Below are 26195 nucleotides of genomic sequence, written 5' to 3' on the forward strand. Positions count from 1 at the left end.
AATATCGGCGAGTGCTCGATCATCGCCCGTCGTCCCACGACGATCTCGTCGACCACCTGGTGCGCAGCACCGCGCTCCAGCGCGGCGAAGCCGTCCGGGTGGTGCTCGACGTGCTGGCGTACTTCGACGAGACGACCGAGGAGTTCGTCCGGCGCCGCCACCGGGAACTGCAGTCCGGCGGACTGGTGAACGCAGAGATCTTCGACCGGATCGCGGCCGAACTACCTCACCGCGCGGTGGCACCACGGGAACTCTCCCTGCGCCAACTGCGGCGGATCGTCTACGGCTGACCACCGCCACGGCGACCCCCGGTCGCCACTGTCCGTCGTCACTGCTCGGGCCCACTTGCCTGCTTGTTCGTCGTTTTCTTGAGGGGCGGAACCCTATGTGCGGAATCGTTGGATACATCGGTAAGCGAGATGTCGCTCCCCTGCTGTTGGAGGGCTTGCAGCGGCTGGAGTACCGCGGCTACGACTCCGCCGGCATCGTCGTCAACAGCCCGAAGTCCAACGCGTTGAAGATGGTCAAGGCCAAGGGCCGGGTGCGGGACCTCGAAGCCCGCGTGCCCAAGCGGTTCGCCGGTACCACCGGCATCGCACACACCCGATGGGCCACCCACGGCGCCCCCAGCGACCACAACGCCCACCCGCACCTCGACCCCGAGAACAAGGTCGCCGTCGTCCACAACGGCATCGTCGACAACGCCTCCGACCTGCGCGTGAAGCTGGAGGCCGAAGGCGTTGTCTTCGCCTCCGAGACCGACACCGAGGTACTGACCCACCTCATCGCCCGCGCCGGCGCCGAGACGCTGGAGGAGAAGGTCCGCGAGGCCCTCAAGGCCGTCGAGGGGACCTACGGCATCGCCGTGATGCACGCGGACTTCGCAGACCGCATCGTGGTGGCCCGCAACGGCTCCCCGGTCGTCCTCGGCATCGGCGACAAGGAGATGTTCGTAGCCTCCGACGTCGCCGCGCTGGTTTCGCACACCCGTCAGGTCGTCACCTTGGACGACGGCGAGATGGCCACCTTGAAGTCGGACGACTTCCGCACGTACACCACCTCGGGCACCCGCACCACGGCAACCCCCGAGACCGTCGAGTGGGAGGCAGCCTCCTACGACATGGGCGGCCATGACACGTACATGCACAAGGAGATCTCGGAGCAGCCGGACGCCGTGGACCGGGTCCTGCGCGGCCGTATCGACGAACGCTTCTCCACCGTGCACCTGGGCGGTCTGAACCTGGACGCCCGCGAGGCCCGCGGCATCCGCCGGGTGAAGATCCTGGGCTGCGGCACCTCCTATCACGCGGGCATGATCGGCGCCTCGCTGATCGAGGGCATGGCACGCATCCCCGCGGACGCCGAGCCCGCCTCCGAGTTCCGCTACCGCAACCCCGTGGTGGACCCCGACACGCTCTACATCGCGGTCTCCCAGTCCGGCGAGACCTACGACGTCCTCGCTGCGGTGCAGGAGCTCAAGCGCAAGGGCGCCCGCGTCCTGGGCGTCGTCAACGTGGTCGGCTCCGCTATCGCCCGCGAGGCGGACGGCGGCGTGTACGTGCACGCCGGTCCCGAAGTCTGCGTGGTGTCCACCAAGTGCTTCACCAACACCGTCGTCGCCTTCGCCCTGTTGGCCCTGCACCTCGGCCGCATCCGTGACCTGTCGGTCGCCGAAGGCAAGCGGATCATCGAGGGCCTGCGCCGGCTTCCCGCCCAGATCCAGGAAATCCTGGAGGGCGAGGAGGACATCAAGAAGCTGGCCGCGGAGTACGCCGACGCCAAGTCGATGATGTTCATCGGCAGGGTGCGCGGCTACCCGGTGGCGCTGGAGGCTTCCTTGAAGCTCAAGGAGATCTCCTACATCCACGCCGAGGCGTACCCCGCTTCCGAGCTCAAGCACGGACCGCTGGCCCTCATCGAGCCGGCCATGCCCACCGTGGCGATCGTTCCGGACGACGGCCTGTTGGAGAAGAACCGGGCTGCGCTGGAGGAGATCAAGGCCCGCAGTGGCCGGATCCTGGCCGTCGCCCACCAAGAACAGGAGAAGGCCGACCACACGATCGTGGTGCCGAAGAACGAGGACGAGCTGGACCCGATCCTGATGGGCATCCCGCTCCAACTGCTCGCCTACCACACCGCACTGGCCCTGGGCCGGGACATCGACAAGCCGCGGAACCTGGCGAAGTCGGTCACCGTGGAGTGAGTCTGCCCGGGGCGCCCGAGCGCCCCGCAACCGAGCACAGGAACGGCCCCCGCCTGCGCGGGGGCCGTTCGCGTTCCTCTCGGCCTCAGCTCGCAGCCACCGCGCCACGCGAGGCGCGCCCGAGCGCCGTCGGCCAGTGCGCGAGCGCCGCGGTGGCGCCGTACCAGGCGAGCAGACCGGTGACCGCCGTCACCCAACCGGCGACCTTGCCCAGAGCGTTGCTCTCGGCGAAGGCGCCGATGCCCATGAGGAGCAGGGACAGTGACAACAGCGCGTACATGCCCTGCCCGAAGAGGCCGGACGGGGCCCCCAGCGCGAGCGTGAGCGCCAGCAGGGCGAACAGGACGAGGAACAGCCCGGCCGCTTCGGCGGAGGTCTTGGCGCCGGCTCCCGAGGACCAGGTGAACCAGAACGCCCCGAGCCCCGCGAACGCGGTGCCGTTGAAGCCGTTCCCGTCTCGGAATTCGAGGACCCCGAGGACGAACAGGGCGACGCCGCCGACGTACATGGCGAGCGTGACGGCGTCGGCGGAGGCCACGCCGTCGACGACGCCCGTCTGGCCGATTCCCAGGGCGAGCAGGGTGAGTCCGAGGGCCAGATGACCCAGGGTGGAGGTCGTGGCGGTGCTTCCCGCGGAGACTTCGCTGTCCACGGCGGGCTCCCTTCGATCTGAAGTTTTGGGTGCTGCGAACCAGCGAGATTTATGTACCCTTCACAAGCACACAATTCACCCCTACGCGTCAGTAGGTTCGCATGTTGTGACCTTTGCCGGTTCAACCCTGCCGCCCGGTCTCACCTGGGAGAACCTCTGATTACGGGATGACAACGACCGGGCGTTGCGCCCTCTTCGCCAGCCGCCCGGCAACCGAGCCGAAGATGCGTCCGACGATGCCGTGGGTGGAGCCGACGACGATCGCGTCGGCGCTGTACTCGCGCCCCACGTCCTCCAGTTCGTGACAGATGTCGCCCCCGCGCTCCACCAGGATCCAGGGGACTTCGGTCAGGTAGTCCGCACATGCGAGCTCCAGACCGAGTACCTCGGTGCGATGGTCCGGCACGTCCACGAAGACGGGCGGCTCGCAGCCCGCCCAGACGGTCGTGGGAAGCCGGTTGGCCACATGCACGATGATCAGCGCGGAGCCGGAGCGACGGGCCATGCCGATGGCGTACGCGAGGGCGCGCTCACTGGAGTTGGAGCCGTCGAAGCCCACCACGACACCGTGCCGGAAGGCTGGATCGCAAGGGTGACGGGCTTCCTCCGCCGCACGGAGGTCTGACGCGGAATCGGCGACCTGCTTGCGGTCCGCGGGTTCGGGGATTTCGTGACCGGCCATGGATGTCTCGGCGAGGAGGTCCTAAGGGAGGGAACGGAGCGTGACGGAGCTGTGTCCGGGAATCATCTTCCCTAGCCCTTACCCCCAAGGGTACGGCGCCATTCCTACCCGGCGCAGCGCATACCGCCCTTGGGAGAGCGTCCCCCGGAGCATGCCGGAGCCGAGGCCGGTTGGCAATGGTCCGTCCCCCAAACGGACACCTGCGACCGACACAGCCAGTGACGATCGGCCCGGGTCGCGCGTTGGACACACGCTCGGCCCGCTACCTGTGCGGGGCCTGCGAGAGCAGCCCCCGCACCGCCCGATCCGCCGCACCAGCCCCAGGGAGCCCCCTCGTGTCCGGTCGCCCGATCCAGTCCGTCCAGCCGTCACCGACGCAACCGGGCGTTCACTCGTCCGCGTCCACCCACGGGGACCCCGCGGGTGACGTCGTCCGGTGGGCCGCCTTCTCCTGCGTTCTGGTCCCGGTCGTGCTGGTGGTCTACGGGACCTCCTTCGGCGGCGCCGCAGTGGCCACCTTGGGCCTGGTCGTGGTCACCGCGGTGTGCCGCGTGCTGCTGCGGCACTCGGAGCGGACAGCAGCCCGGGTCATCGCCGAGCAAGCGGGCGGCCATCGCCGACACGGGCCCCGCACGCAGGACTGACCGGTTCGCACGCCAGCACCCGCCTATTTCAAGCCAACTTCACCACCCCTCATTGGGCTTGCCGGAATGTCCCCTCCGTCCCGCTACCACCAGCGACGAAACCGCAGGAGGGAGTCGGGGACCCTACGCGTACTGGCCACCCTTGTCCGGCGCACTTCCTTCCGACGGCACCGGAGTGGAACGCTTCCTGATCGAATGCTTTACGCCAAGTTGCCAAGTCGACATAGCTCTGCGTGCTGAACTTGTCACGCCGGTATCACGAGAAGCAGTAGATTCGATCATGTATCTACGGCGGGGGACACGTGCAAGGCCGAGGGGAAAAGTGCAGGAGCGACCAGACCAAGGAGTCGCGACACCTGAGGGGGGCTTAGCGCCATGAGCCAGGACTCCATCGCCGTAGCGGAGGCCGCGCGGAAGCTCTCCGGCAGGCGCCGCAAGGAGATCGTCGCGGTCATGCTGTTCAGCGGCGGACCGATTTTTGAAAGTTCCATCCCACTCTCCGTGTTCGGCATTGACCGGCAGGACGCGGGAGTGCCGCGCTATCGCCTGTTGGTGTGCGCGGGTGAGGACGGGCCACTGCGGACCACCGGCGGACTCGAACTCAGCGCACCGTACGGGCTGGAGGCGATCTCGCGGGCAGGCACGGTCGTCGTGCCGGCCTGGAGATCGATCACCTCCCCGCCTCCACTGGAGGCACTTGAGGCCCTACGCCGGGCCCATGAGGAGGGAGCGCGCATCGTCGGGTTGTGCACGGGTGCCTTCGTGCTGGCGGCAGCCGGCCTGTTGGACGGGCGCCCAGCCACCACCCACTGGATGTACGCGCCGACGTTGGCCAAGCGGTACCCGTCGGTCCATGTGGACCCACGGGAGTTGTTCGTGGACGACGGCGATGTGCTGACGTCCGCGGGCACGGCGGCCGGAATCGACCTGTGTCTGCACATCGTGCGAACGGACCACGGCAGCGAAGCCGCCGGGGCCCTGGCCAGACGCCTGGTCGTGCCACCGCGCCGCACCGGCGGGCAGGAGCGCTACCTGGACCGGTCCCTCCCCGAGGAGATCGGTGCCGACCCGCTGGCCGAGGTCGTCGCATGGGCGCTGGAGCACCTCCACGAACAGTTCGACGTGGAGACACTGGCTGCCCGGGCGTACATGAGTCGGCGGACCTTCGACCGGCGCTTCCGCTCGTTGACCGGCAGCGCACCACTCCAGTGGCTGATCACCCAGCGGGTCCTCCAGGCCCAACGGCTGCTGGAGACCTCCGACTACTCGGTCGACGAGGTCGCCGGTCGCTGCGGGTTCCGTTCACCGGTCGCCCTGCGCGGGCACTTCCGCCGGCAGCTGGGGTCCTCCCCGGCCGCCTATCGGTCGGCGTACCGGGCACGGCGGCCACAGGGCGAGGCTTCGTCGAACGGTGAGGCTCCACTGCCGCACCAGCGCATCCCACAGCCCCATCGGGCCGCGGCTGCGTTGGCCGCCAGCGGTCCCTCCGTGGGCCAGCCCGGCCCGCTGGAGATCGGCAAGCCGATCTCGGAGCTGTACGGCAGGGTGCTGCCCGGACAGCGCGAGCGGGCCTGAGGCCCTGACGAACCGGATGTGAAGAAGGCTCGGTGCCCGGCGGATCGGTTGGATCCGCCGGGCCCTCCCATAAGCTGAGACACATGAACGATCGCATGGTGTGGATCGACTGCGAGATGACCGGGCTCTCGTTGACGGACGACGCACTTATCGAGGTGGCCGCACTGGTCACCGACTCGGAGCTGAACGTGTTGGGCGAGGGCGTGGACATCGTGATCCGCCCACCGGACAGCGCGCTGGAAACCATGCCGGAGGTGGTGCGGCAGATGCACACCGCCTCGGGGCTGTTGGCGGAGTTGCCTGCCGGCACCACCTTGGCGGACGCCGAGGCCCAAGTCCTCTCCTACATTCGCGAACACGTGAAGGAGCCGGGCAAGGCGCCCCTGTGCGGAAACTCGGTCGGCACCGACCGCGGCTTCCTGTTGCGGGACATGCCCGCCCTGGAAGGCCACCTGCACTACCGGATCGTCGATGTGTCCTCGGTCAAGGAGCTCGCCCGCCGGTGGTACCCGAGGGCGTACTTCAACAGCCCGGAGAAGAACGGGAACCACCGGGCGCTGGCGGACATCCGCGAATCCATCGCGGAGCTGCGCTACTACCGGGAGGCGGTCTTCGTCCCGCAGCCGGGACCCGACTCCGACACCGCCAAGGCGATCGCCGCGAAGCACGTGCTGCCGTCCGCCTGAGCCTCACGGCTCCGACCACAGGGCCCCGCCGGGACTCTCGGCGTCCTGGGTCACCGATCGGGGTGCCTCCCGCGTGCAGGAGGCACCCCGGCCCGAAGTCTCGGGCGCCGCGAGGAGGCTCCGCGCCGGCCCAGGCGGTCGGTACGTCCCTTCGACTGCGGCGCCCTCGTCCCGGCCGGGGTCCGGAACGGCTCGGGTGGGGCCGACCTCAGGGGCGCGGAGCGCACGGCAGGTGAAACGGGGGCGCGAGCACCCCTTCGGACCCTGTACGCTTTTCCTCGGCCGGTCGGTGACATCCAACCGGGCATGGTGGGTGTAGCTCAGTTGGTAGAGCACCTGGTTGTGGTCCAGGTGGCCGCGGGTTCAAGTCCCGTCACTCACCCTGAATACCGAAGGACCCCTCCGCTCAGCGGAGGGGTCCTTCGCGTTTCGGCGCATCGCTCAGGAGGAGTCGCGGACCACCAGCTCGGTGGGGACCACGATCCCCGGCCGGTCGGCGGCGCCGGACCGGGCGCCGTCCGCGATCAGCTGGAGCAGCACCAGGGCCATCGTGCGCCCCATCTCCTCGATCGGCTGCCGCACCGAGGTCAGCCTCGGGTCCAGATGCTGGGCCACCACCGAATCGTCGAACCCGACCAGGGCCACGTCCTGCGGGATCCTGCGGTCCGCGAGTCGCAGGGCCTGCCTGGCCCCGGACGCCATCACATCGGAGGCGGCGAAGACCGCGTCCAGGTCCGGCCGGCGGCGCAGGAGTTCGGCCATCGCCAGCCGGCCCCCCTCCTCGGTGAAGTCGCCCTCCGCTATCAGTTCCTCCTCCACGGACTTGCCCGCGTCCGTCAGCGCCCGCCGATAACCGTCCAGGCGGCACTGGGAGGCGTACACGTCCATCCGGCCGGTGATGGTGGCTATCGCGGCCCGCCCACGGGAGAGCAGGTGGTCCACGGCCGCCCGGGCACCACCGAAGTTGTCGGAATCGACGGAGGCGAGCGGCTCGGCGGCGGTTCGCCGGCCGCTGACCACGGCCGGGATGCCCAGTTCGTCGAGGAGGTCCGGCAGTGGGTCATCGGCGTGCACGGAAACCAGCAGCACGCCGTCGACCCGGTGGGCCGCCAGGTACTGGGCCAGCCGCTGTCGCTCGCGGTCGCTGCCGACGAGGGTGAGCAGCAGTTGCATGTCGGTGTCGGCCAGGGCCGCGCCGACGCCGCGCAGCACCTCGGAGAAGTACGGTTCGCTAAAGAAGCGGTCCTCCGGCTCGGGCACCACCAGCGCGATCGCGTCCGTACGGTTGGCCGCCAGGGCGCGCGCGGCACGGTTGGGGACGTAGCCGAGCTCGGCCACCGCTGCCTCGACGGCGGCTCTGGTCCGGTCGCTGACCTTGGGCGATCCATTGATCACACGTGACACGGTGCCACGCCCGACCCCGGCCCGCGCGGCCACCTCTTCGAGGGTCGGCCGCCCCCCGCTGCGTCCACGACCATTCATGACTGCCTCCCGGAGCGAAATCTAACAGTCGCCAAAGCAGCGTTCCGCACCCGGTTGCGCACGACCCTTGACGCGACTGGGAGCGCTCCCACAAGGTGTGAGCCACCGTCAACACCATTGAGGGATAAGACTCTTCAGGTCGATCGGCACCGAGCACTGGAGGAGCAGATGCGGAGCGGAACACACAGGGCCATCGCCGGCCTCGCGCTGGGAGCGGCCCTGCTGGCCGGCTGCGCCACGGACGCGGACGAAGCGGCCGACGGAGGGTCGGCGACAGCGCGCAAGGACGGTGGGACCACACTCACGGTGGGCGTCTTCGGCGCCTTCGGCCTCCAGGAGGCCGGCCTGTACGACGCATACACGGCAGCCCACCCGGACGTCACGATCAAACAGACATCCATCGAGCGCAACGAGAACTACTACCCGCAACTGCTCACCCACCTCAGCACCGGCAGCGGCCTGGCCGACCTCCAAGCCGTGGAGGTCAACAACATCGCCGAGATCACCGCGACCCAGGCCGACCGGCTGGTCGACCTGAGCGCGGTGCCAGGTGTGGACCAATCCGCCTTCCTGCCCTGGAAATGGGCTCAGGCCACCACGAGCGACGGACGCACAGTCGGCCTCGGCACCGACATCGGCCCCCAGGGCATCTGCTACCGCAAGGACCTCTTCGCCGCGGCTGGACTGCCCACTGACCGCGAGGCCGTCGGGCGGCTGTGGGCGGGTGACTGGCGCAAGTACCTGGAGGTCGGCAAGGAGTACGGAGCCAAGGCTCCGGCGGGCAAGGCCTTCGTCGACTCGGCCTCCGGAGTGATGTCGGCGATCACCGGTAGCAGTGCGAAGCGCTTCTACGACGAGGACGGCAAGGTCATCTACAAGACCAACCGGGCCGTCCGGGCTGCATTCGACCTCGCAGCCGAATTCGCCGGCGCCGGCCTGAGCGCCAAACTCCAACAATTCACGCCCACTTGGGACCAAGGCTTCTCCAACGGCAGTTTCGCCACGCTGTCCTGCCCCGCCTGGATGCTCGGCTACATCCAGGACAAGGCCGGCGCCGCCGGCAAGGGGACCTGGGACATCGCGCAGGCCCCCCTTCCCAGCAACTGGGGCGGCTCCTTCCTCGTCGTACCGAAGGCCGGCAAACATGCCGAGGAGGCCGCCCGACTGGCTGCCTGGCTGACCGCTCCCGCCCAGCAAGCCCGCCTGTTCGAAAAGCGGGGCAGCTTCCCCAGCGCCAGCGCGGCCTACCCGCTACCCGCCGTCGCCGGCGCCACCCACCCCTACTTCGGCGGCGCACCCATAGGCGAGATCTTCGCTCGCGCCGCTGAGGGCGTGCCCGTGACGGTCCTCGGCCCCAAGGACCTGCTGATCGCCCAGAACCTCACCGACGTGGGGATGCTCCAGGTCGACCAGAAGGGCCGCAGCGCCCAGCAGGGTTGGGAAGCGGCCGTCAAGGCAATCGACAACGCACTGGACCAGTGAGCCCGTTGACCGAGAACGTGAGTCCCGGCGGCACCGCCGGACTCCCCGTCGCGGAGGGGCGTCCGGCACGGCGGCCGGACCCCGTAGCAGGCGTGTGGCGCAGCCGGCGCTACCGGTGGGATCTGAAATGGAGCCCGTACGCCTTCCTCGCACCGTTCTTCCTCTTCTTCACCGCGTTCGGGCTCTTCCCCCTGCTGTACACGGGTTGGGCGGCGCTGCACCAGGTCGAGCTGACGGACCCGAACGCCATGCACTGGGTCGGTCTGCACAACTTCACCCGGCTGTTGGGCGACGAGTTCTTCTGGAACGCCCTGCGCAACACCCTCACCATCGGGCTCCTCTCCACCGTCCCCCAACTTCTGATCGCCCTCGGAGTGGCGCAGCTGCTCCACCACCGGCTACGCGGTTCGGCCTTCTTCCGCGTGGCCGTCCTCACCCCGTACGCCACCTCGGTGGCCGCGGCCACCCTCGTCTTCGTCCTGCTCTTCGGACGGGACTACGGAATGATCAACTGGGCTTCGGGCCTCATCGGGATCGAACCGGTGGACTGGCAGAACGGCACCCTCGCCTCCCAGCTGGCGGTCTCCACCATCGTCATCTGGCGCTGGACGGGATACAACGCGCTGATCTACCTGGCCGCCATGCAGGCGGTGCCCGAGGAACTCTACGAATCGGCCGCCTTGGACGGAGCCTCGCGCTGGCAGCAGTTCCGGCACGTCACCGTGCCCTCGCTACGGCCCACCATCCTCTTCACCTGCGTGGTCTCCACCATCGGGGCAACCCAGCTGTTCGGTGAGCCGCTGCTGTTCAACGGCGCGGCCGGCGCCACCGGTGGCGCCGAGCACCAGTTCCAGACCCTGGGGCTCTACCTGTACGAGCAGGGTTGGGTGAACCTCCACCTCGGTCGTGCATCGGCGATCGCCTGGACGATGTTCTTGATCCTGCTGCTGGTCGGTGCGGTCAACGGCGCGCTGATGCGGTGGCTGCGGCGTCGGGAGCAATCGTGACGGGCGTGACCCGGCTCCGCCGGCCCGGGCGGCTCGCGGCATACCTGACACTGGCCCTCTTCTCGGCCGGGTCCCTCTTCCCGCTGCTGTGGACCGCCATCGCCGCGTCCCGGAACAACACCCGGCTGGCCCAGACCCCACCGCCGTTCTGGTTCGGCGGCAATCTGGGCAAGAACCTGTCGATCGCCTGGACCGACGCAAACATGGGCACGGCCCTGCTGAACACCACCGCGGTGGCCTCCACCGTCGCAGCAGGCACGGTGCTCTTCGCCACCCTGGCTGGGTTCGCCTTCGCCAAACTGCGATTCCGGTTCAAGAACGCGCTGATGTTGCTGGTGGTCGCCACCATGATGGTGCCGCCGCAACTGAGCGTCGTACCGCTGTACATGATGATCGCGCGGCTTTCTTGGACCGACCAACTACAAGCGGTGGTGCTGCCCTCGCTGGTCTCCGCGTTCGGGGTCTTCTTCATGCGGCAGTACCTCGTCTCGGCGCTGCCCAGGGAACTGATCGAGGCGGCGCGGGTCGACGGGGCGAGCTCGCTTCGGTTGGTGTGGCACGTGGTCTTCCCGGCCGCCCGCCCGGCCATGGCCGTGCTCGGCATGCTGAGCTTCGTCATGGCCTGGAACGACTTCTTCTGGCCCGTCATCGCGCTTACCCAGAACGGCAGCCCCACCGTGCAGGTCGCCCTGACCGGTCTCGGTCGCGGCTACATCCCCGACCAGTCGGTGATCATGGCCGGCGCACTGCTCGGCACCCTGCCCCTGCTGCTCGTCTTCGTCCTGTTCGGCAAGCAGATCGTCGGCGGGATCATGCAGGGCGCGGTGAAGGGCTGATGGCGCCCCCTCGGGGGCACAGAGACAAGGGAGCACTGCAGATGGAATTCCCCCCGGACTTCCTGTGGGGCACCGCCACCGCGGCCTACCAGATCGAGGGCGCGGTGAGGGCGGACGGACGCGGGCCGTCGATCTGGGACACCTTCAGCCACTCGCCCGGCAGGACACTGGGTGGGGATACCGGCGACCGCGCGGTGGAGCACTACCACCGGTGGCGCGAGGACGTGGCCATGATGGCGGACCTCGGCATGGGCGCCTACCGCTTCTCGGTGTCCTGGCCGCGGGTGCGGGCCGGCGGACTTTCCTTCTACGACCGGCTGGTCGATGCACTCCTCGATCGACACATCCGGCCCGCGCTGACGCTGTACCACTGGGACCTGCCGCAGAGCTACGAAGAGGAAGGGGGCTGGCCCGCCCGCGACACCGCCCTGCGTTTCGCCGACTACGCCACCGAGGTGGCCAACGCCCTCGGTGACCGCGTCGAGCTGTGGACCACCCTCAACGAGCCCTGGTGCAGCGCCTTCCTGGGCTACGCCTCCGGTGTGCACGCCCCGGGCCGCACCGACCCGGTCGCCGCGCTGCGCGCCGCCCACCACCTGAACCTGGCCCACGGGCTGGGCGTGGGCGCACTCCGGGCGGTACTGCCGGCCACCGCCCGGATCGGCATCAGCCTCAACCCGAGCGCGGTACGGCCACTGACGGCGGCACGGGCGGACCTGGAGGCACGACGCCAGATCGACGCGCTGGCGAACCGGGTCTTCACCGGGCCGATCCTGCGCGGCGGCTACCCTGCCGACCTCAAGGCGGACACGGCCGCCCTCACCGACTGGTCCTTCGTCCAGGGCACGGACGAGCGAACCATCCACCAGCCGATCGACTTCCTCGGCATCAACTACTACGCACCCGCGCTGGTCTCGGCCGGGCCGCCGGACGGAGCCGGCCGGGGCGAAGGCGTCCGGGGCGACGGCCACGGCGCCTCCCCGCACTCGCCCTGGCCCGCGGCCGATTCGGTGGTCTTCCACCAACCACCGGGCGAACTCACCGAGATGGGATGGTCCGTTGACCCCACCGGCCTGTACGACCTGCTGATGCAGTACGCCGGCGAGGCCCCCGGTCTCCCCCTACTGGTCAGCGAGAACGGCGCGGCCTACGCCGACGAACCCGCGCCCGACGGCTCCGTGCACGATCCCGACCGCATCCGCTACCTCCACGCCCATCTGGCCGCGGTGCACCGGGCCCTGGCCGACGGAGCGCCCGTGGCCGGGTACTTCCTGTGGTCCCTGATGGACAACTTCGAATGGTCCTACGGCTACAGCAAGCGCTTCGGCATGGTTCACGTCGACTACGCCACCCAGAACCGCACTCCGAAGTCCAGCGCCCACTGGTACGCACAGCTGGCCCGTACCGGAATCCTGCCCGGGCTGCCGGACCACCGGGGAGTCCTCGGAGCCGGGCCGGGACTGACCGAGGGGAGGTTCCGGTAGCCGTGCGCATCGCACTCAGAGCTGGCCGGGGACCGCCGCGACACCCTTGCGCAGCTCCTCGGCCGTCATCACCGGAACGATCTCGATCTCCGCGTTGACGTCCATGAAGAGCGGCTCCACCACGATCGGCACCTGCCAGCTCTCCTTCAGGTCGAAGACGAGCACGCAGCTGCGCACCCCCTCACTCAGGCTGAAGTAGGCCGCCTCCGGCTTGAGCATGTCCTGAAGTCGCTGTTGGAACTGCGGCATGCCGCCGCTTCTGATCAGCTCGTTCATCGCGACGGTGTCCATATGGGCCCTGAGCATGACGCGCACGGCTGACTCCCTTCGTCCCGACCACCCTCGGGCCGCCGCTGAAGGACGGCAACATCTGCGCCGCCGTCCGAGCCGCCGGGCCCCGCCCTCTGCTTCAGGGCCGGGCTCGACGGCGGATCGAGGCCGCCCGGTGACCGCGCCGCCGGGTGCGCGGCACCCGGCGGCCCCGGTCGTCCAGGGCCAGCCAGACCCGTACCTCGGTTCCGCCGAGCACCGAACGCCCCAGCCGCACATCGCCGCCGGTGGCCTCGGCCACCCTGCGCACGATGTCCAGACCCAGCCCCGTGGAGCCGTCCCTCTCCCCCGAGTTGCCTCGTCGTAGGGCGGCGTCCGGGTCCTTGATTCCCTCTCCGGCATCCGAAACCAAAACGATCACCGCGTCGCCGGCATCGTGCACGTCCACCGCGAAGGCCGTGCCTTCGGCGGTGTGGCGGAAGACGTTGCCCAACATCGCGTCCAGGGCGGCGGCCAGCTCCGGGCGGGGCACCGGGACGCGAGCCGGTCTCTCCACCCCGGCCAAACGGACCTCACGCCCCTGGTCCTCGGCCAATGCCGACCAGAAGCCCATCCGCTCACGGATCACTTCCGAGGCATCGCAGCCGGCACCGGCCCGCTGGGTCTGCGGGCGCTGTTCGCGTGCGGTACGGATGATGGTGTCGACCTCCCGTTCCAGCTGGGCGACGGCCTCCCGGGTCTGCTCGGCGGCCGGGCCCTCGCCGAGTGAGGCGGCGTTGAGCCGCAGCACGGTCAGCGGGGTGCGCAGCCGGTGGGACAGGTCGGCGGCCAACTCCCTTTCGTTCTCCAGGAGCTGCACCACCTGATCAGCCATGGAGTTGAAGGCGATGGCCGCCGAACGCAGCTCTGCCGGCCCTTCCTCAGGGACCCGGGCACCGAGCCGCCCCTCCCCCAGTTCCTGCGCCGCCCGGGCCAGCCGTTTCGCGGGCTGGATCAGGCGCACCCCCAGCCGATCGGCTACCGCGACCGATCCGAAGACCAGGGCTACCGCGACCAGGGCGAGGACCAGCCAGGCGGCGGCAACCCCGCGGCCGGCCTCGCCCGCGGGGACGTAAATCTCCACGACCGCTATCCCCCCGGAGCCGATGGCCACCGGTTGCAGCAGTGCCGACCCGCCCGGGACCTCCGCGGTTGCGGCCCGCCCGATCCGGCGGGTGTCCTCGACGTCCGCCACATCGGCGCGGCTCCGGCCGAGCGCCATCGGAGGCCGGTTCCCTTCGACCGCCGGGAGCTGCGGCACGTGCACGGCCATCCGCCCCGCCGCGCCCATCTGGGTCGAGGCGATCGCCCGGTCCAACTGTCCCCGGTCGGTGGTGATGGAGAGCGTGGGGCCGATCGCGGCGGCCTGCCGTTCGGCATTGGACAGTGCCCGGTCCCGGGCCATCTCCTGCACCACGAGCCCGAGCGGCACCGCGAACGCCACCACCACCATGACGGTGACCGCGAGGCACACCTTGACCAGGGCCCATCTCACAGCGGCGGCTCCAGCTTCACCCCGACCCCGCGCAGGGTGTGGAGATAGCGCGGATTCGCCGCGGTCTCACCCAGCTTCCTTCGTAGCCAAGACAGGTGGACATCGATGGTCTGGTCATCGCCGTAGGACTGCCGCCATACCTCGGCGAGTAGTTCCCGGCGGGGAACCACGACCCCGGGCCGACTCGCGAGGAAGGCGAGCAGGTCGAACTCCCTGCGGGTCAGGTCCAGTACCCGGCCGTCGAGCTCGGCCTGCCGTCGCAGCGGATCAACGCAGAGGCCGCCCACCCGCAGCACCCCTGAGGGTGCCCCCGCGCTCGCCGCACCGCGCGCCCGTCGCAACACCGCGGCGATCCGGGCGGACAGGTGTTCCACCGAGAAGGGTTTCGTGAGGTAGTCGTCGGCGCCGTCGTTGAGCAGCCGGACGATCTCGCTCTCGTCGTCGCGAGCGGTCGCCACGATCACCGGCACATCGGTGACGCCGCGCAGCATCTTCAGGGCCTCCGCCCCGTCCAGGTCGGGCAGTCCGAGGTCGAGGATCACCACGTCGAAGCGGACGTGGGCGACTTCACGCAGTGCTTCCAACGCCGTTCCCACGCTCCGGACCGTGTGGGAGGCATCGGTCAGATGCCGGATCAAGGCGGAACGTACGAATTGGTCGTCCTCGACCACGAGCACACTTGCCATGACCCCGCACGGTACGCCATCTGGGTCAGGACCGGTGCCTGGTAACGGTCGTGGTGCCATTGGGGCAGGATGGGCCCGGTGCACCGAGGATGGGTACGACTGGCTCACTCATTGGCATGGACCTGCGCCACCGGCGCGGCCGTCACGCTGTCGTGGTGGGGTGTCCGTTCCGTCATGGCCGGCACGGCGTTCGATCCGCCGCGGGCCGTGCCGATCGCCGAGCAGGCGCGGGGGGCCGCTTCCACCAGCGAGCCGCAGACCTCCTCCACACATGCCGCGGCGCCCACCGCCTCCCCTGCCGCCAGCCAGGCTCCGAGCCCCGCCAGGAGCGGGAGTTCACCCTCGCAGCGCCCGTCGGACAACGGCGCCCTCGCCCTTCGGCCGCATGGATCGGGACCGTCCGCCGCCGTACGGGTGCAGGGCTATCCGGTGGCCGGCGGGCGGGTGGTCTTCGCCGTTGGCTCCTCCTCGGCGGAACTGGTGTCGGCCACCCCGTCCGCGGGGTGGCGCATGCAGGTGTGGAAGCAACCGAAGTGGATTCGGGTCACCTTCACCCGTGAGGGCAACGCCCCTCGGGAAGTCTCGGTGTTCTGCACCTGGCACGACCATCCACCGCTGGTCGAGGTCTACGAGAACTGACGGGCCGGACCGCCCGGCGCCACGACCCGGGGCGTGTTGCGAAGGTAGCGCCTCCGCCGCGGGGCAGGCGGGACTCTCGCAACACGACTCGGGCCGGCAACTCAGTTGACGGATCGCCAGATGCCAGGGTCAGAGTTGCCTCGGACCGTCAGCGCCGGACCCGCGTCTGCTCAACGGAAGACCGAGGGCGGCGGCGCCGGCGACGGCGTGGCCCCGGCATCGGCCACGGCGGCTGCCCCGCCCGCGAAGTCGACGAGCTCCCGCCCGTGTACGACCCGGCCCGGGTGCGGGTCGGTGGCCACCCGCCGGGTCAACTCGGCTACCGGCAAGGCCCGGTCGGCGGCGACCAGGACCGCGTTGCCGAAGCGACGGCTGCGAAGTACCGCCGGGTCGGCGGCCAGCGCGAGCTCGGCGAAGCGGGTGGCCGCACTGGCTATCTGACCCCGCAGGTGGGCCAGCGGCGGACCGTCAGCGAGGTTCGCCACGTACCAGCCGGTGGGTTTGAGCGCCCGCCGAACCTCGTCGAGGAACTCCACGCTGGTGAGGTGGGCGGGGGTGCGGGCCGCACTGAAGACGTCGGCGATGACCAGATCGGCCCAGCCGTCCGCGATCTTCGCGAGACCGGCCCGGGCATCGGTGGCCCGTATGCGGATGCGGGCCTGCGGGTCGAGGGGGAGTTCGCGCCGCACGAACTGAACCAGCGCCGCGTCGAACTCAACGATCTGTTGGGTTGAGCGGGGGCGGGCTGCGGCGATGTACCGGGCCAGGGTGAAAGCTCCGCCGCCCAGGTGCACCACGTTGAGCGGTTGCCGGGCGGGAGCGAGCAGATCGGCGAGGTGTCCGATCCGCCGCTGGTAGGGGAAGTCCAGGTGGGCGGGGTCGTCGAGATCGACATGGGACTGTGGGGCTCCGTCGATCAGCAGGGTCCAGGCCGCAGCCCGCTCGCGGTCCGGGACCAGCTCCGCCTGCCCCCCGTCGACCTGCTCGACGACGGGGTCGCCGGTGCGCATGCGCCCGCCGCGCCCTCTGCCCTTCGCCATTGGTCCATTATCCAGGGCGTCCGGCGCTCTGCGCTCACCGGCAGCTGTCGGCCGCCTCGATGATCCGGGCAGCCTCGCCGAGCGCGGCCCTCAGTACCGCTGGGTCAGTGAGGGGGTCGGTGGTCTCGGGAGGCAGTAGCCAGCCGGCGCCGGTCAGCGGGGGGCTCACCGCCCGGTCGGGGTTCGCCCTCGTCGTACCGACCGGGGAGTGCTCCTGCGCGTCGAAGTCGAAACGCAGCCCGCGCCCCGCGGTCTGGGTGCAGGCGCTGCCGGGCAGGTCCCAGGCGTCCGCGGTGCCCGGAGGGACGAGGAACCCGAGGGTGTCGCAGGCACCGTCGTGGAGAACGGGGCCGCAGCCGGCGGTCCGGTGCGCGGTGCGGCGCAGGATGTCGACTGCTTCCAGCCCCTGCCGGGCCGGGACCATGACCATGTCGGGGGCGGTCTCCGAAGGCTCCGAGCCGGCCAGGAACCGCTGATCGATATGAACGGGCGAGGGTGGTTCCGCCGCGGTCCGGGTGGTCGTGTCGCTGGTCTCCATGCCGGCCTCCAACAAGGGAACCCCTCCTCCTCCGGGCTGGGAGCCGCCTCCCACTCCACATGGTTCAACGCGCCCGGGCGTCAACGGGTGCGGCAGCGGGCCGCCGCAAAGGATGGCAGTTCATGGCGGATGGTGGGTGAGATATCCCGTTTGTAGCCAAACACCAGGTGAGTCGTCTGCCCCAACCGGTACTTTCGTGCGCGCCGGAGCTGTTCCAATCCGGCAGCAAGAACTCGGCGTTACGTTTCGCCAGAGAGGGCACGGCCATGACCTCGGCATCCGTCTCCCCCACCTCACCTGAACACCCGCCGAGTCCGAACCTCGCCTTTCGACAACTACGCGGCCCACGCTCAGCGGGTGAGTTCGCCGCGGCGATCCGCCGGGCCGGCCGCGAGATCGGCGAGAACGTCTCCTGCGACGCCCGCTACATCGGCCGGGTCGAGTCCGGCGAGATCCGCTGCCCCAACTACGCCTACGAACGGGTCTTCCGGCACATGTTCCCCGGCCTGTCCCTGGCCGACCTGGGGTTCAGCCCGCGCGAAACGGTGCGGGGCCGCCATGCCCGGCGACCGAAGCCCCCCAATTCGCCGTCCCCGTCCCGCGTTCCCACCATCGAGGAGAGCGACGTGCTGCGTCGCGCATTCATGACAGGCGGTTCCGCCACCGTGGCCGTCGCCGCCCTGGGGCTCGCGCCCATGTTGGGCTTCGCCCCCACCGCCGACTCGCTGACCCCGGGAAGTTGGCCACCACCAGGGGCCCGCCGGGCCGGCGAATCGGAAGCCGCCGCCGTGGAAGAGGCGGTACGGCACATCAGACTGCTCGACGACCGCCACGGCTCCGATGGTCTCTACCAGCGGGCGACCGCACCCCTGCACGCCGCGTACACCCTGCTCGACGCCGGTGCCCTACGCCAGTCCACCGCCGACCGCCTGCACGCCGGAGCCGGCGAACTCGCCCTCTCCGTAGGCTGGTTGGCTCATGACTCGGGCCGATTCGAAGACGCCCGCTCGCACTACGCGGAAGCCCTCGCCACGGCCCGGGTTGCCGGCGACGCAGCTCTGGAAGCCCATGCCTTCTCCAACACCGCCTTCCTGGCCCGGGACGCCGGCCGCCCGCGCGAGGCGGTGCGGGCCGCCCAAGCCGGGCAGCGTGCGGCCCGCCATCTGGGCTCCCCCCGTCTGCTGTGCCTGCTCACCCTCCGAGAAGCCGGCGGCTGGGCCGGGCTGGGCGACCGGGGCGGCTGTGAGGAGGCCCTCGGCCGGGCACACACCCTGTTCGGGCAGGGACCCACCGACGGCGACCCCGAATGGATGTCCTTCTTCGGCGAAGCCGAACTCGAAGGGCTGGAAGCCCAATGCTGGTCGGCCCTGCACGAATGGTCCCGCGCGGCGCGCCACGCCCACCGGGCCACCGCGCTCCAGGACCCGCACTTCGCCCGCAACGTGGCCCTGTACACCGCCGAACTCGCCGAGGACCTCACGAGGGACGGGGCGGTGGATGAAGCCGCCGCAGCGGCGAACCGCGTCCTGGACCTCGCAGAAGGCGTCCAGTCCCCCCGGGTCCGTTCGATGCTGGCCGCGACCGCCCGGGCACTTCTTCCGCACCAGCGCTCCGCCCCGGTCGGAGCCTTCCTGGAGCGTCACGCGAAGGCCTGAGGGCCAGCGCCCCTCAGGCCGGGTCCCGGTCGCCCTCGCGCTGGAGGTCCCGCCCGTACTCGATCATCTTGAGCGCGTAGTCCTCGGTCCACCGCGCCCGCTCGGCGATGGACCCGGGGGACAGCCGGTCAAAGCGGCGCGGGTCGGCCAGTTGGGCGGCTGCCAGCGCCTGGAACTCCACGGCCCGGTCAGCGGCTGCCCGGAACGCGAGGGCGAGCTCGGTGGCACGGGTCAGCAGTTCCCGGGGATCGTCCATCGACTCCAGGTCGAAGAAGTGCTCGGGATCCGCAGCAGCCTCCGAAGGCTCGAAGAGCAGCGGTGCGGGCCGCAGCCTCCGCTCGGTCCGCTCGGGCTCCGCCATGCTTGGGTCCTCCTGTCGGTGCTACCGGTCACTCGGGGCGCCCGCATGCGTCCGGTCCGCCCCGGACCACCCTCCATTGTCCAACCCGACGCAAGTGGGCCTGCCGCCCACCGGCCCGGTCAAGGACGCCAGGGGACACGGTGGCCGCTCCACTGGTCCCACGTGGACATCATGGCCTCCCACCCGTCGGGGAACTTCACGGTGACGCCCAGGGCGACCGGGTCCGTCGACGGGTGCTCGTCCAACAGCTCCGCCACCCCCGCCCGGCACACCACCACGCAGGCGTGCCGGTGCCGGGAGGCCAACACGCACAACCGGCCGGTCTCCAGGTGGAAGGCCGTGGCGTCGGGGCGTCCGGAGAGCGGGTGCAGGACGACCGTCAAGTCGTACTCACGCCCCTGGAGCCGGTTGGCGGTGTCCACTGTCACTCCGCTGACCCCCACGGCTGCCAGGGCGACCCGCACCGCGGCGGCCTGGTCCCGGTGGGCGGTGCCCACCGCGATCCGGTCCGCCGTCAGCGGCACCGGGCCCTCGTCCCGCTCGCTGGTGGTGACCGCTCCCCGATCCAGGGCGCGCCGCACCACCTGTGCCAGCGCCCCCACCGCCTCAGGGTCGGTCCGCGGGGCGTGCCGGGCGGGAAGCTCCAAGAGACCCCAACCGGACTCGGCCGCCTCGTCCAGCACCCGGTCCGGACCCGAGCCGTCGCTGACCACCCCCAGCGACAGGCGCCGGTCCCCGTGAGCGGTGCCGCTGCGGAAGGGCGTGTACGGGTAGAAGGCGCCCGAGACCAGGGGCGCCGCGGACGCGGGCAGCCGCCAGGACACCGGGAGCCGGTGCTGGGGCAGCTCGGGATTGTGCGCGAGCAGCGTGGAGACCGCGCTCGCCGACGGGTCGTAGGACAGCCCGGCCCACTGCTCGGCGCCGACGACGCTGAAAGGGTCCAGCTGCCCGGGGTCCCCCACGAACAGGGCCCGCTCGAACAACCCCGCCACTGCCAACAAGGCGTCCGAACGCATCTGGTACGCCTCATCGACGATGGCGTGCTCCCACGGCTCCACCCCCTGGGTGTGGGCCCACTTCGCTGCCGTGGAGATCACCACCGGCAGACCGGTGAGTTCGGCGACCTTCGCGGAGGTACGCACCGCGGGGAGATCGTCCAGCGCCTTGTCGTACGCCTCGACGTCACTGCTGTGCAGACGTCCGACCGGCAGGTCTGGTTCTTTCTCGGCGAGCCGCAGCACCAGGTCGTCCACCTGAGCGTTCGTCTGGGCCACCACCATGAGCCGGCGGCCGGCTGCCGCCAGCTCCCGGGCCGCCCGTACCACCAGGGTGGACTTGCCCGCGCCGGGCGGGGAGTCGACGACCACGCCCCGGTGCCCGCCGTCGAGTGTGTCCGCGAGGATCGCTCGGGTGGCGCGCGCGGCTGCCGCCCCGGGGTCACCTGTCTCTGTCACCGACCGGCTCACAGCACGTCCTCCTCGGTCGACGGGTCGGGGAGCTCCCCCACGACGGGGCCGCCGGGCGGCCCCCCGTGAGTCCACGGCGTCTGCTCCGGGTCCGGGAGCTTTGGTCCGCCGCGCGCGTCGTGCGCGAAGAGCGTCCAGCACAGTTGCTCGCCCTTGTCCGGAACGGTTCCCGACTCCGGCTCACGGCCCTGCCCCATCTTGTCGAGCAGCCGCAGCAGCACGGTGCCGTCTGGTTCGTGGCGCAGGAACTCGGCGGTCTGCGGACGCCCGGCCAGCGCACGGTAGACCTTGACGCCCTCGGTGAGCTGCATCTCGTCTTCACTGACCAGCGTGAGCAGGGGGCGGGGGCGCGGGCGCTTGCCCTCCGTCCAGACCATCTCGACGTGCGTGACCTCGCCGACGAAAGCCTCTCCGGCGAGCCTGCGCCCGGCCATCACCAGCGGGTCGTCCAGCGCCTCGTGGGCATCGAGACGGGCCTGCTCGGTCTCCCGGACCGCCAGCTTCTGCGCCGCGGTCACCGCGTCGTCCCGGCGGGGCTGTGGCGGTTCACCGGCACGCACCCGGTCACGGTGGGCGGTGAAGGACCAGCGGTCCCGGGTCCAGCGTTCCTCGGTGTGCGCCCCGGCGGGCAGCGCCGCCAGCAGGTCCAGGGCCTGCCACACCGCGTTCCAGGTCGGCCTCAACTGGCCCTCGACCAGGGCACGCACCTCGGCCTCGGCGGCCTCCAGCGCGGCGAGGCGGGCCGGCCCCGGACGAGCCGCCTCGCGGACCTCGGTGCGGGCCGCGTCGTAGCGGGCCATGGCGGGGGCGAGCAGCACGTTGTCGAAGGCCGGGTCGGTGGCCGGGCCGGCGGGTGGACACAGCAGCTGGCCTGCGCGGTCCCGGGCGAGTTCGGCGCGCAGGGCCGCTTGTGCGCCCGTTTCACCAGGTGGCGGGGCGATCCAGCCCAACAGGGACCCGAGGTGCTGGTCCTCCAGCTGGCTCTGGCCGGTCGCCCAGTGGCGGGAGAGCAGCTCGGTGGCGGCCAGCAGCAGCGCGCTCCCAGGCACCCGGGAGCGCTCGGCGAGATGGGTGAACCAGCGGCCGAGCAGCGGAACCCGCGGGGGTGCCGGATAGGGCGTCTCGGGGTCCTGTTCGGCGGTCCGGCGAAAACGCATCGACCGGCCGAGCAGCCGGACGTACTCCACCCCGGCCCGGTTGGGGACGACGATCTGCGGCGCATCCGCGCACAGCTCGACCTCGACCTTGACCCGCTTGCCGCTTTCGGGGTCGGTCTCGGTCCGCTCGGCGGGCTCCACCCGGTCCGCGTATCCGTCGAGGTAGGGCAGGACGGACTCGGCCAGCTCAGCCAGGAAGGCGAAGCGCAGGTCCCGGTCGCGGGGCTGCGGCACGACGAACAGCCGCGGCTCGTGGAGGTCGGTGCCCACCAGGGCGCCCAACGGCGCACCGGCCTCACCGGATGTGGTCAACGGGACCAGGACCAGTGGCGCGGCGGACAGGTGCCGGTGGCGGACAGTGGTCAGGGGCTGGGCGCGGCCGTCACGGACGGCCTCCAGCCGGGCCAGCGTGGTGATCAGCGACACGGGACCCCCTGTGCCTGGTCGTGGCCGCAGTGGGGCGCTGGCCCCGCTGCGCTCCGGCTCGGGGGAGCCGCGGACCGGGCGGCGGCCTCCAGCGCCTGGGCTCGCAGCCGGGCGGCCCTGCGCAGGGCCGCCGACGCGGGGTCTTCGAGGTCGGGGGCCAGTCCCCCGCTTGCCGCCAGGGCCTGTTCGACGCGGTCCAGCCCGCCGAGTTCGCCGCGGGCCCCACGCCCCAGGGTGGTGACCGCCCCGGCGGCGCGGGCCCGCTCCCGGCAGTGGAAGGCCAGCTCGCACGCGGACAGGCAGTCGGGGGCGTACGCGGCCTCGACCGCCTCGACGGCCTGGGTCAGCTCAAACCGCCCGGCCGCGGGGTCGAAGGTCGCGCCCGCGGGCAGCTCGGCGGCGATCTCCTCGACCCGTGTGAGCCGGGCGAGTTGGCGTGCGGTGGTGGCACGCTGCTTGCGGACGTCCACGGCGGAGGCGGTGGGTTGGTTGGAGAAGTTGCGGGGGCAGACCAGGAGCACCGAGTGGCCCACGGTCGGGGAAGGAGCGCCGGCGACCTGGGTGAGTTGTTGCGCCACCCGCTCCAGGGCGAGGACGTAGACGGCGGACTGCCGGGCCGCCGCCCCCACCTTCGCGGCGTCCGCGACGCCGTCGATGACGGGGAAGGACTTGATCTCCACCACGGTCCATCGGCCGTCGGGGTGCACCACGACCGCGTCCGGTTCCAGATAGGCGGGCGTGCCCGCGACGTCGAGGGCGAGCATCGGGTGGTCGAGGAGGGTCCACTCGCGAGCGGTGCTGGCCTCTCGCAGGGCGAGAGCGGTGCGGGCGGCGCGCCCCTGTGGTCCGGCGGCGGTCAGGTCCGGTGGGGAGTGCGGTGCGGGGGGCGGTGCGGGGACCTCGGGGGCGCCCAACGCGCCGAGTTGCTCGTGGAGCAGGCGCAGGAGTTCGGTGCCCCCGTCGGCCTTCACCCGCGCCTCGAAGGCGTTGCCCCGGACTATGGCGAACTGCGACTGGCCGAACGAACTGGGGGCACCGAGTGCGGCGGCGAGCGCCGTCTTGTCCACGCCGGCGCCGTCGAGGAGGGCACGCCGGCGGCAGCCCGGGTTCGCCGCCAGGGCGGCGAGCGCACGGGCGTCCAGCGGGCGCGGCGCTACCGCTGGGCCGCGCAGGTCAGCGAGGCGCTGCCGGAGAGTCGTCTGCGACGGAACGCGATGCGGCGCGTTGGGCGGGGATTGGCTCACCCGCCGAAGTGTCCCATCCACTGCTGACATTGGGTGAGCCGGTGGGCGCGAAACGGCCCGCCGGGCGCGGCCGAATCCGACCTGCGAGGCGTAGTGCGCCGGGGGTCAGGAGCAGCCCCAGGCCCATCACGGCGGCCCCGGCGGCGGCGTCGAGGAAGTAGTGGTTCGCGGTGCCGAGCACGACGGCCGTGGTCAGGATCGGGTAGGCAGCCCCGGCGGCCCGCAGCAGCGGCGAGCGTCCGTGGCGCCAGAGGATCACCCCGCACCACAGGGCCCAGCCGACGTGCAGGCTGGGCATGGCCGCGTACTGGTTGGTCATTCCGCCGAGGCCGCGTGGGGCGCTGGCTTCGCTGCCCCACCAGCCGTAGGCGCTGTACTGCGCCATGGTGTCGACGAAGCCGTGGGCGGCGTCCAGCAGACGTGGTGGACAGGTGGGCATGAGGGTGAAGCCGACCAGCCCGAGGAGCGTGGAGATCATCAGCCAGGTGCGGGCGGCGAGGTAGTGCGCGGGGCGGCGCCGGAAGAGCCAGACCAGCACCGCTGGCGTGACGAGGTAGTGCAGGGATGCGTAGACGAAGTCCGCGGGCACGCCGAGCCACGGCTGGTCGCTGAACAAGCGGTTGAGCGGGTGCTCGGCGTTGATGCGAAACGTTTCCTCGAACTGGAGTATCGCCAGGCCGTGGCCGACCGCGATGTCGGCGTCACCGCGGGCGAGCAGCCTGCCACCGGAGTAGACCGCGTACATCACGCCGACAAGCAGCAGTTCGGCCCACCACTGGGCGGGCCGGTTCCGGTTATCCATCGTTCGCTCCACTCGCTCAACCGTACGGTTGAGGACGCGGGAGGACACCGGCGGGTTGTCCGCCGTTCACCTGCGCGATGATGGACGGCCGGCGCACGGCCACTGCACTACGCCCGACCTACGGAGAGAATCACGATGGCACCGCGGATCCTGTTGGCCCGGCATGGACAGACCTCGTGGTCGCTGTCCGGCAAGCACACGGGTCGCACGGACGTACCACTGCTGGAGGAGGGGCGAGCCGGCGCGAAGCTGCTGGGCGAGCGGCTGCACCGGCAACCGTGGGCCGGGCTCCCCGGAGTCGAGGTGCGCACCAGCCCCCTGTCCCGGGCCAGCGAGAGCTGCGCCCTGGCGGGTTTCGCCGAACGGGCCACTTCCTGGGACGCCCTCATGGAGTGGGACTACGGCGCCTACGAAGGCATGACCCCGGCCGAGATCCAGGAGGTCCGCCCCGGCTGGCTGATCTGGCGGGACGGGGTGCCGCAGGGCGAGGCCGTCGCCGACGTCTCGGCCCGTGCGGACGAAGTCATCGATTGGGCCCGCTCGGCGGACCGGGACGTCCTGGTCTTCGCCCACGGCCACATCCTGCGCACCCTCGGCGCACGCTGGCTGGGCCTGGACGCCTCCTTCGGCGCCCGGATCCGACTGGAGCCCACCTCGCTGTCGGTGCTGGGCTGGGCTTACGGGGAACCGGCCATCGAGCGCTGGAACGACACCGGCCATCTGGCCTGACCCTGGAGCCGGTCGGCGGAGATCCCGCGTTCCGGGCGCGGGCGGGGCCCCACCCAACACCGTCCTGGCATATGCCCGGGCGAAAGATACTCCATGCCCACGCGCACTGTCCTGGATTTTGGTAACACAGCGAAAGCGCGACCTCGCTGCACGTACACCTGTTGGTCATGGACGTGTGGCAGCACGAGATGACGCGTGAGCAGGCAGCAGGAGCGGCGACCGACGGGCACCGGGCGGGTGAGGTCACCCCGGCCGGAGCGGCCTGGTTGGCCAGCGCCTGCCCGTACCCGCGCAGCACCCTGTCGCTGTGGCAGGCCCGACCGTGGGCACCCGCGGTCCTGCCCTGCGGCTCGGCCTTCGACGTGGTGAACGTCCCCGCCGTGTTCGGGCGCCGAATGCTGGACCGACTGTGGGAAGAGGGCCCGGGATCCGGACCGGTGGCGGTCCACCGCGGGCGGATGCTGCTGTTCGCCGCACCCGGAACGGCGCAACGACTTCCCGCGCTACTGAACTGGGAGGAGTGGGGAGGAACGTCCCCGGCACTGCTGTGCCACGGCACCGGCGACGCGGTGACCGTTCCGCCGCTGCGGTCCCCGACGCCCCGGGGCCAGGCGCTCGGCGCGGCACGATGGATGGTGGCCCCCGACACCCGATCCCCGTGGCTGCCGGGCCCGGAGGTGATGCTGTGGGCCTGCGTCCGAGCGACCCGGGCAGCCTCGGCTGCCACCGTGCAGGTATCGATTTCTCCCCCCGCCGATCAGGATGCTAAGGTCTACGACGTCAGCAGGCGCCGCTAGCTCAGTTGGTTAGAGCAGCTGACTCTTAATCAGCGGGTCCGGGGTTCGAGTCCCTGGCGGCGCACAGACGAGAAGAAGGCCCCCGCGTGAGCGGGGGCCTTCTTCGTTCGCCCGGCCC

26 protein-coding genes and 2 tRNA genes are annotated in these 26195 nt (G+C 70.9%); 15 read left to right on the forward strand and 13 right to left on the reverse strand.

The features are described from left to right. Positions 1 to 11 precede the first annotated feature (11 nt). Both ACFYMC_RS06185 and glmS read left to right on the forward strand, forming a co-directional pair. On the forward strand, positions 12 to 290 hold the full coding sequence (locus ACFYMC_RS06185; RefSeq protein WP_388519558.1) for a hypothetical protein: 279 nt from the start codon (positions 12 to 14) through the stop codon (positions 288 to 290). A 95-nt stretch (positions 291 to 385) separates the two neighbouring features. Then, complete coding sequence (gene glmS, locus ACFYMC_RS06190) at positions 386 to 2203, forward strand: glutamine--fructose-6-phosphate transaminase (isomerizing) (RefSeq protein WP_388519561.1); 1818 nt, start codon at positions 386 to 388, stop codon at positions 2201 to 2203. An 85-nt stretch (positions 2204 to 2288) separates the two neighbouring features. On the opposite strand, the gene ACFYMC_RS06195 is transcribed toward glmS, so the two are convergent. Continuing rightward, the gene (locus ACFYMC_RS06195) at positions 2289 to 2855 is read right to left on the reverse strand and encodes an acetate uptake transporter (protein WP_388519564.1); all 567 of its coding nucleotides are present in this window, start codon (positions 2853 to 2855) and stop codon (positions 2289 to 2291) included. A gap of 160 nt (positions 2856 to 3015) precedes the next feature. Then, positions 3016 to 3537 carry a universal stress protein gene (locus ACFYMC_RS06200; protein WP_388519567.1) on the reverse strand — a complete coding sequence of 174 codons (522 nt, stop codon included), beginning with the start codon at positions 3535 to 3537 and terminating at the stop codon, positions 3016 to 3018. A 335-nt stretch (positions 3538 to 3872) separates the two neighbouring features. On the opposite strand from ACFYMC_RS06200, the gene ACFYMC_RS06205 reads away from it, so the two are divergent. The 4 genes from ACFYMC_RS06205 to ACFYMC_RS06220 all read left to right on the forward strand — a co-directional run bounded on the left by ACFYMC_RS06205 (position 3873) and on the right by ACFYMC_RS06220 (position 6824). Continuing rightward, positions 3873 to 4181, forward strand: a complete 309-nt coding sequence (locus tag ACFYMC_RS06205; RefSeq protein ID WP_388519570.1) for a hypothetical protein — start codon at positions 3873 to 3875, stop codon at positions 4179 to 4181. Positions 4182 to 4556: 375 nt separating this feature from the next. Next, positions 4557 to 5756 (forward strand): helix-turn-helix domain-containing protein, encoded by a 1200-nt coding sequence (locus ACFYMC_RS06210; protein ID WP_388519572.1) that lies wholly within the window; start codon positions 4557 to 4559, stop codon positions 5754 to 5756. Positions 5757 to 5839: 83 nt separating this feature from the next. Beyond that, entirely contained in the window at positions 5840 to 6442 is a 603-nt protein-coding gene (gene orn, locus ACFYMC_RS06215) for an oligoribonuclease (protein ID WP_388519575.1), read from the forward strand. A 309-nt stretch (positions 6443 to 6751) separates the two neighbouring features. Continuing rightward, positions 6752 to 6824 (forward strand) — tRNA-His (locus ACFYMC_RS06220). Positions 6825 to 6883: 59 nt separating this feature from the next. Here the strand turns inward: ACFYMC_RS06220 and ACFYMC_RS06225 are convergent. Beyond that, entirely contained in the window at positions 6884 to 7924 is a 1041-nt protein-coding gene (locus ACFYMC_RS06225) for a LacI family DNA-binding transcriptional regulator (RefSeq protein WP_388519577.1), read from the reverse strand. Between the two features lie 168 nt (positions 7925 to 8092). Between ACFYMC_RS06225 and ACFYMC_RS06230 the strand changes: the two genes are divergently transcribed. Genes ACFYMC_RS06230 through ACFYMC_RS06245 form a run of 4 tightly spaced genes read left to right on the forward strand, consistent with a single transcriptional unit; the run spans position 8093 to position 12733 of the window. Beyond that, positions 8093 to 9406, forward strand: coding sequence for an ABC transporter substrate-binding protein (locus ACFYMC_RS06230; RefSeq protein ID WP_388519580.1), 1314 nt, complete (start codon positions 8093 to 8095; stop codon positions 9404 to 9406). 5 nt (positions 9407 to 9411) lie between these two features. Then, positions 9412 to 10413, forward strand: a complete 1002-nt coding sequence (locus tag ACFYMC_RS06235) for a carbohydrate ABC transporter permease (RefSeq protein ID WP_388519809.1) — start codon at positions 9412 to 9414, stop codon at positions 10411 to 10413. Continuing rightward, entirely contained in the window at positions 10407 to 11249 is an 843-nt protein-coding gene (locus ACFYMC_RS06240; protein ID WP_388519812.1) for a carbohydrate ABC transporter permease, read from the forward strand. The genes ACFYMC_RS06235 and ACFYMC_RS06240 overlap by 7 nt, the downstream gene beginning before the upstream one ends. Beyond that, positions 11249 to 12733, forward strand: a complete 1485-nt coding sequence (locus ACFYMC_RS06245; protein ID WP_388519583.1) for a glycoside hydrolase family 1 protein — start codon at positions 11249 to 11251, stop codon at positions 12731 to 12733. The genes ACFYMC_RS06240 and ACFYMC_RS06245 overlap by 1 nt, the downstream gene beginning before the upstream one ends. A gap of 15 nt (positions 12734 to 12748) precedes the next feature. Here ACFYMC_RS06245 and ACFYMC_RS06250 read toward each other — a convergent pair whose 3' ends face one another. The 3 genes from ACFYMC_RS06250 to ACFYMC_RS06260 all read right to left on the reverse strand — a co-directional run bounded on the left by ACFYMC_RS06250 (position 12749) and on the right by ACFYMC_RS06260 (position 15223). Next, positions 12749 to 13039: a hypothetical protein gene (locus tag ACFYMC_RS06250; RefSeq protein WP_388519815.1), complete on the reverse strand. Its 291-nt coding sequence runs from the start codon at positions 13037 to 13039 to the stop codon at positions 12749 to 12751. 103 nt (positions 13040 to 13142) lie between these two features. Continuing rightward, positions 13143 to 14537, reverse strand: a complete 1395-nt coding sequence (locus tag ACFYMC_RS06255) for a sensor histidine kinase (RefSeq protein ID WP_388519586.1) — start codon at positions 14535 to 14537, stop codon at positions 13143 to 13145. Further along, positions 14534 to 15223 carry a response regulator transcription factor gene (locus ACFYMC_RS06260; protein WP_388519589.1) on the reverse strand — a complete coding sequence of 230 codons (690 nt, stop codon included), beginning with the start codon at positions 15221 to 15223 and terminating at the stop codon, positions 14534 to 14536. The genes ACFYMC_RS06255 and ACFYMC_RS06260 overlap by 4 nt, the downstream gene beginning before the upstream one ends. A gap of 69 nt (positions 15224 to 15292) precedes the next feature. Between ACFYMC_RS06260 and ACFYMC_RS06265 the strand changes: the two genes are divergently transcribed. Then, positions 15293 to 15862 carry a hypothetical protein gene (locus ACFYMC_RS06265; RefSeq protein WP_388519592.1) on the forward strand — a complete coding sequence of 190 codons (570 nt, stop codon included), beginning with the start codon at positions 15293 to 15295 and terminating at the stop codon, positions 15860 to 15862. Positions 15863 to 16032: 170 nt separating this feature from the next. On the opposite strand, the gene ACFYMC_RS06270 is transcribed toward ACFYMC_RS06265, so the two are convergent. Together ACFYMC_RS06270 and ACFYMC_RS06275 are read right to left on the reverse strand one after the other, a co-directional pair. Continuing rightward, entirely contained in the window at positions 16033 to 16902 is an 870-nt protein-coding gene (locus tag ACFYMC_RS06270; RefSeq protein ID WP_388519595.1) for a spermidine synthase, read from the reverse strand. A 34-nt stretch (positions 16903 to 16936) separates the two neighbouring features. Further along, a complete protein-coding gene (locus ACFYMC_RS06275) occupies positions 16937 to 17332 on the reverse strand; it encodes a hypothetical protein (RefSeq protein ID WP_388519818.1) in 396 nt (131 codons plus the stop codon). Between the two features lie 374 nt (positions 17333 to 17706). Between ACFYMC_RS06275 and ACFYMC_RS06280 the strand changes: the two genes are divergently transcribed. After that, positions 17707 to 19095 (forward strand): hypothetical protein, encoded by a 1389-nt coding sequence (locus ACFYMC_RS06280; protein ID WP_388519598.1) that lies wholly within the window; start codon positions 17707 to 17709, stop codon positions 19093 to 19095. A 13-nt stretch (positions 19096 to 19108) separates the two neighbouring features. On the opposite strand, the gene ACFYMC_RS06285 is transcribed toward ACFYMC_RS06280, so the two are convergent. The 5 genes from ACFYMC_RS06285 to ACFYMC_RS06305 form a co-directional block, all read right to left on the reverse strand. Further along, on the reverse strand, positions 19109 to 19456 hold the full coding sequence (locus ACFYMC_RS06285) for a hypothetical protein (RefSeq protein ID WP_388519600.1): 348 nt from the start codon (positions 19454 to 19456) through the stop codon (positions 19109 to 19111). A gap of 119 nt (positions 19457 to 19575) precedes the next feature. Next, positions 19576 to 20910 carry an AAA domain-containing protein gene (locus ACFYMC_RS06290; protein WP_388519603.1) on the reverse strand — a complete coding sequence of 445 codons (1335 nt, stop codon included), beginning with the start codon at positions 20908 to 20910 and terminating at the stop codon, positions 19576 to 19578. 8 nt (positions 20911 to 20918) lie between these two features. Further along, entirely contained in the window at positions 20919 to 22505 is a 1587-nt protein-coding gene (locus ACFYMC_RS06295) for a hypothetical protein (RefSeq protein WP_388519606.1), read from the reverse strand. Further along, positions 22496 to 23779, reverse strand: coding sequence for a hypothetical protein (locus tag ACFYMC_RS06300; protein ID WP_388519609.1), 1284 nt, complete (start codon positions 23777 to 23779; stop codon positions 22496 to 22498). Before ACFYMC_RS06300 ends, ACFYMC_RS06295 begins: the two co-directional genes overlap by 10 nt. Beyond that, on the reverse strand, positions 23679 to 24551 hold the full coding sequence (locus ACFYMC_RS06305; RefSeq protein WP_388519612.1) for a phosphatase PAP2 family protein: 873 nt from the start codon (positions 24549 to 24551) through the stop codon (positions 23679 to 23681). The genes ACFYMC_RS06300 and ACFYMC_RS06305 overlap by 101 nt, the downstream gene beginning before the upstream one ends. 135 nt (positions 24552 to 24686) lie before the next feature. Here ACFYMC_RS06305 and ACFYMC_RS06310 point away from each other — a divergent pair, with 135 nt between their 5' ends. The 3 genes from ACFYMC_RS06310 (at position 24687) to ACFYMC_RS06320 (ending at position 26141) form a co-directional block, all read left to right on the forward strand. After that, positions 24687 to 25280, forward strand: a complete 594-nt coding sequence (locus ACFYMC_RS06310; protein WP_388519615.1) for a histidine phosphatase family protein — start codon at positions 24687 to 24689, stop codon at positions 25278 to 25280. Positions 25281 to 25447: 167 nt separating this feature from the next. Beyond that, positions 25448 to 26077, forward strand: a complete 630-nt coding sequence (locus ACFYMC_RS06315) for a bifunctional DNA primase/polymerase (RefSeq protein WP_388519618.1) — start codon at positions 25448 to 25450, stop codon at positions 26075 to 26077. Beyond that, positions 26068 to 26141, forward strand: a tRNA-Lys gene (locus ACFYMC_RS06320). The genes ACFYMC_RS06315 and ACFYMC_RS06320 overlap by 10 nt, the downstream gene beginning before the upstream one ends. The last annotated feature ends 54 nt before the right edge of the window (positions 26142 to 26195 follow it).

It is taken from the genome of Streptomyces sp. NPDC006879, assembly GCF_042869595.1.
GTDB lineage: Bacteria > Actinomycetota > Actinomycetes > Streptomycetales > Streptomycetaceae > Streptomyces.

What these genes read in the sequence shown, in the direction of transcription:
- ACFYMC_RS06280 (WP_388519598.1), top strand. Translation starts at nt 17,707, where the DNA reads ATGACCTCGGCATCCGTCTCCCCCACCTCACCTGAACACCCGCCGAGT.
- ACFYMC_RS06250 (WP_388519815.1), bottom strand. Translation starts at nt 13,039, where the DNA reads ATGCTCAGGGCCCATATGGACACCGTCGCGATGAACGAGCTGATCAGA.
- ACFYMC_RS06225 (WP_388519577.1), bottom strand. Translation starts at nt 7,924, where the DNA reads ATGAATGGTCGTGGACGCAGCGGGGGGCGGCCGACCCTCGAAGAGGTG.
- ACFYMC_RS06245 (WP_388519583.1), top strand. Translation starts at nt 11,249, where the DNA reads ATGGCGCCCCCTCGGGGGCACAGAGACAAGGGAGCACTGCAGATGGAA.
- ACFYMC_RS06300 (WP_388519609.1), bottom strand. Translation starts at nt 23,779, where the DNA reads ATGTCAGCAGTGGATGGGACACTTCGGCGGGTGAGCCAATCCCCGCCC.
- ACFYMC_RS06315 (WP_388519618.1), top strand. Translation starts at nt 25,448, where the DNA reads ATGGACGTGTGGCAGCACGAGATGACGCGTGAGCAGGCAGCAGGAGCG.
- glmS (WP_388519561.1), top strand. Translation starts at nt 386, where the DNA reads ATGTGCGGAATCGTTGGATACATCGGTAAGCGAGATGTCGCTCCCCTG.
- ACFYMC_RS06305 (WP_388519612.1), bottom strand. Translation starts at nt 24,551, where the DNA reads ATGGATAACCGGAACCGGCCCGCCCAGTGGTGGGCCGAACTGCTGCTT.
- ACFYMC_RS06265 (WP_388519592.1), top strand. Translation starts at nt 15,293, where the DNA reads ATGGGCCCGGTGCACCGAGGATGGGTACGACTGGCTCACTCATTGGCA.
- ACFYMC_RS06230 (WP_388519580.1), top strand. Translation starts at nt 8,093, where the DNA reads ATGCGGAGCGGAACACACAGGGCCATCGCCGGCCTCGCGCTGGGAGCG.
- ACFYMC_RS06210 (WP_388519572.1), top strand. Translation starts at nt 4,557, where the DNA reads ATGAGCCAGGACTCCATCGCCGTAGCGGAGGCCGCGCGGAAGCTCTCC.
- ACFYMC_RS06270 (WP_388519595.1), bottom strand. Translation starts at nt 16,902, where the DNA reads ATGGCGAAGGGCAGAGGGCGCGGCGGGCGCATGCGCACCGGCGACCCC.
- ACFYMC_RS06310 (WP_388519615.1), top strand. Translation starts at nt 24,687, where the DNA reads ATGGCACCGCGGATCCTGTTGGCCCGGCATGGACAGACCTCGTGGTCG.
- ACFYMC_RS06285 (WP_388519600.1), bottom strand. Translation starts at nt 19,456, where the DNA reads ATGGCGGAGCCCGAGCGGACCGAGCGGAGGCTGCGGCCCGCACCGCTG.
- ACFYMC_RS06260 (WP_388519589.1), bottom strand. Translation starts at nt 15,223, where the DNA reads ATGGCAAGTGTGCTCGTGGTCGAGGACGACCAATTCGTACGTTCCGCC.
- ACFYMC_RS06200 (WP_388519567.1), bottom strand. Translation starts at nt 3,537, where the DNA reads ATGGCCGGTCACGAAATCCCCGAACCCGCGGACCGCAAGCAGGTCGCC.
- orn (WP_388519575.1), top strand. Translation starts at nt 5,840, where the DNA reads ATGAACGATCGCATGGTGTGGATCGACTGCGAGATGACCGGGCTCTCG.
- ACFYMC_RS06275 (WP_388519818.1), bottom strand. Translation starts at nt 17,332, where the DNA reads ATGGTCATGGTCCCGGCCCGGCAGGGGCTGGAAGCAGTCGACATCCTG.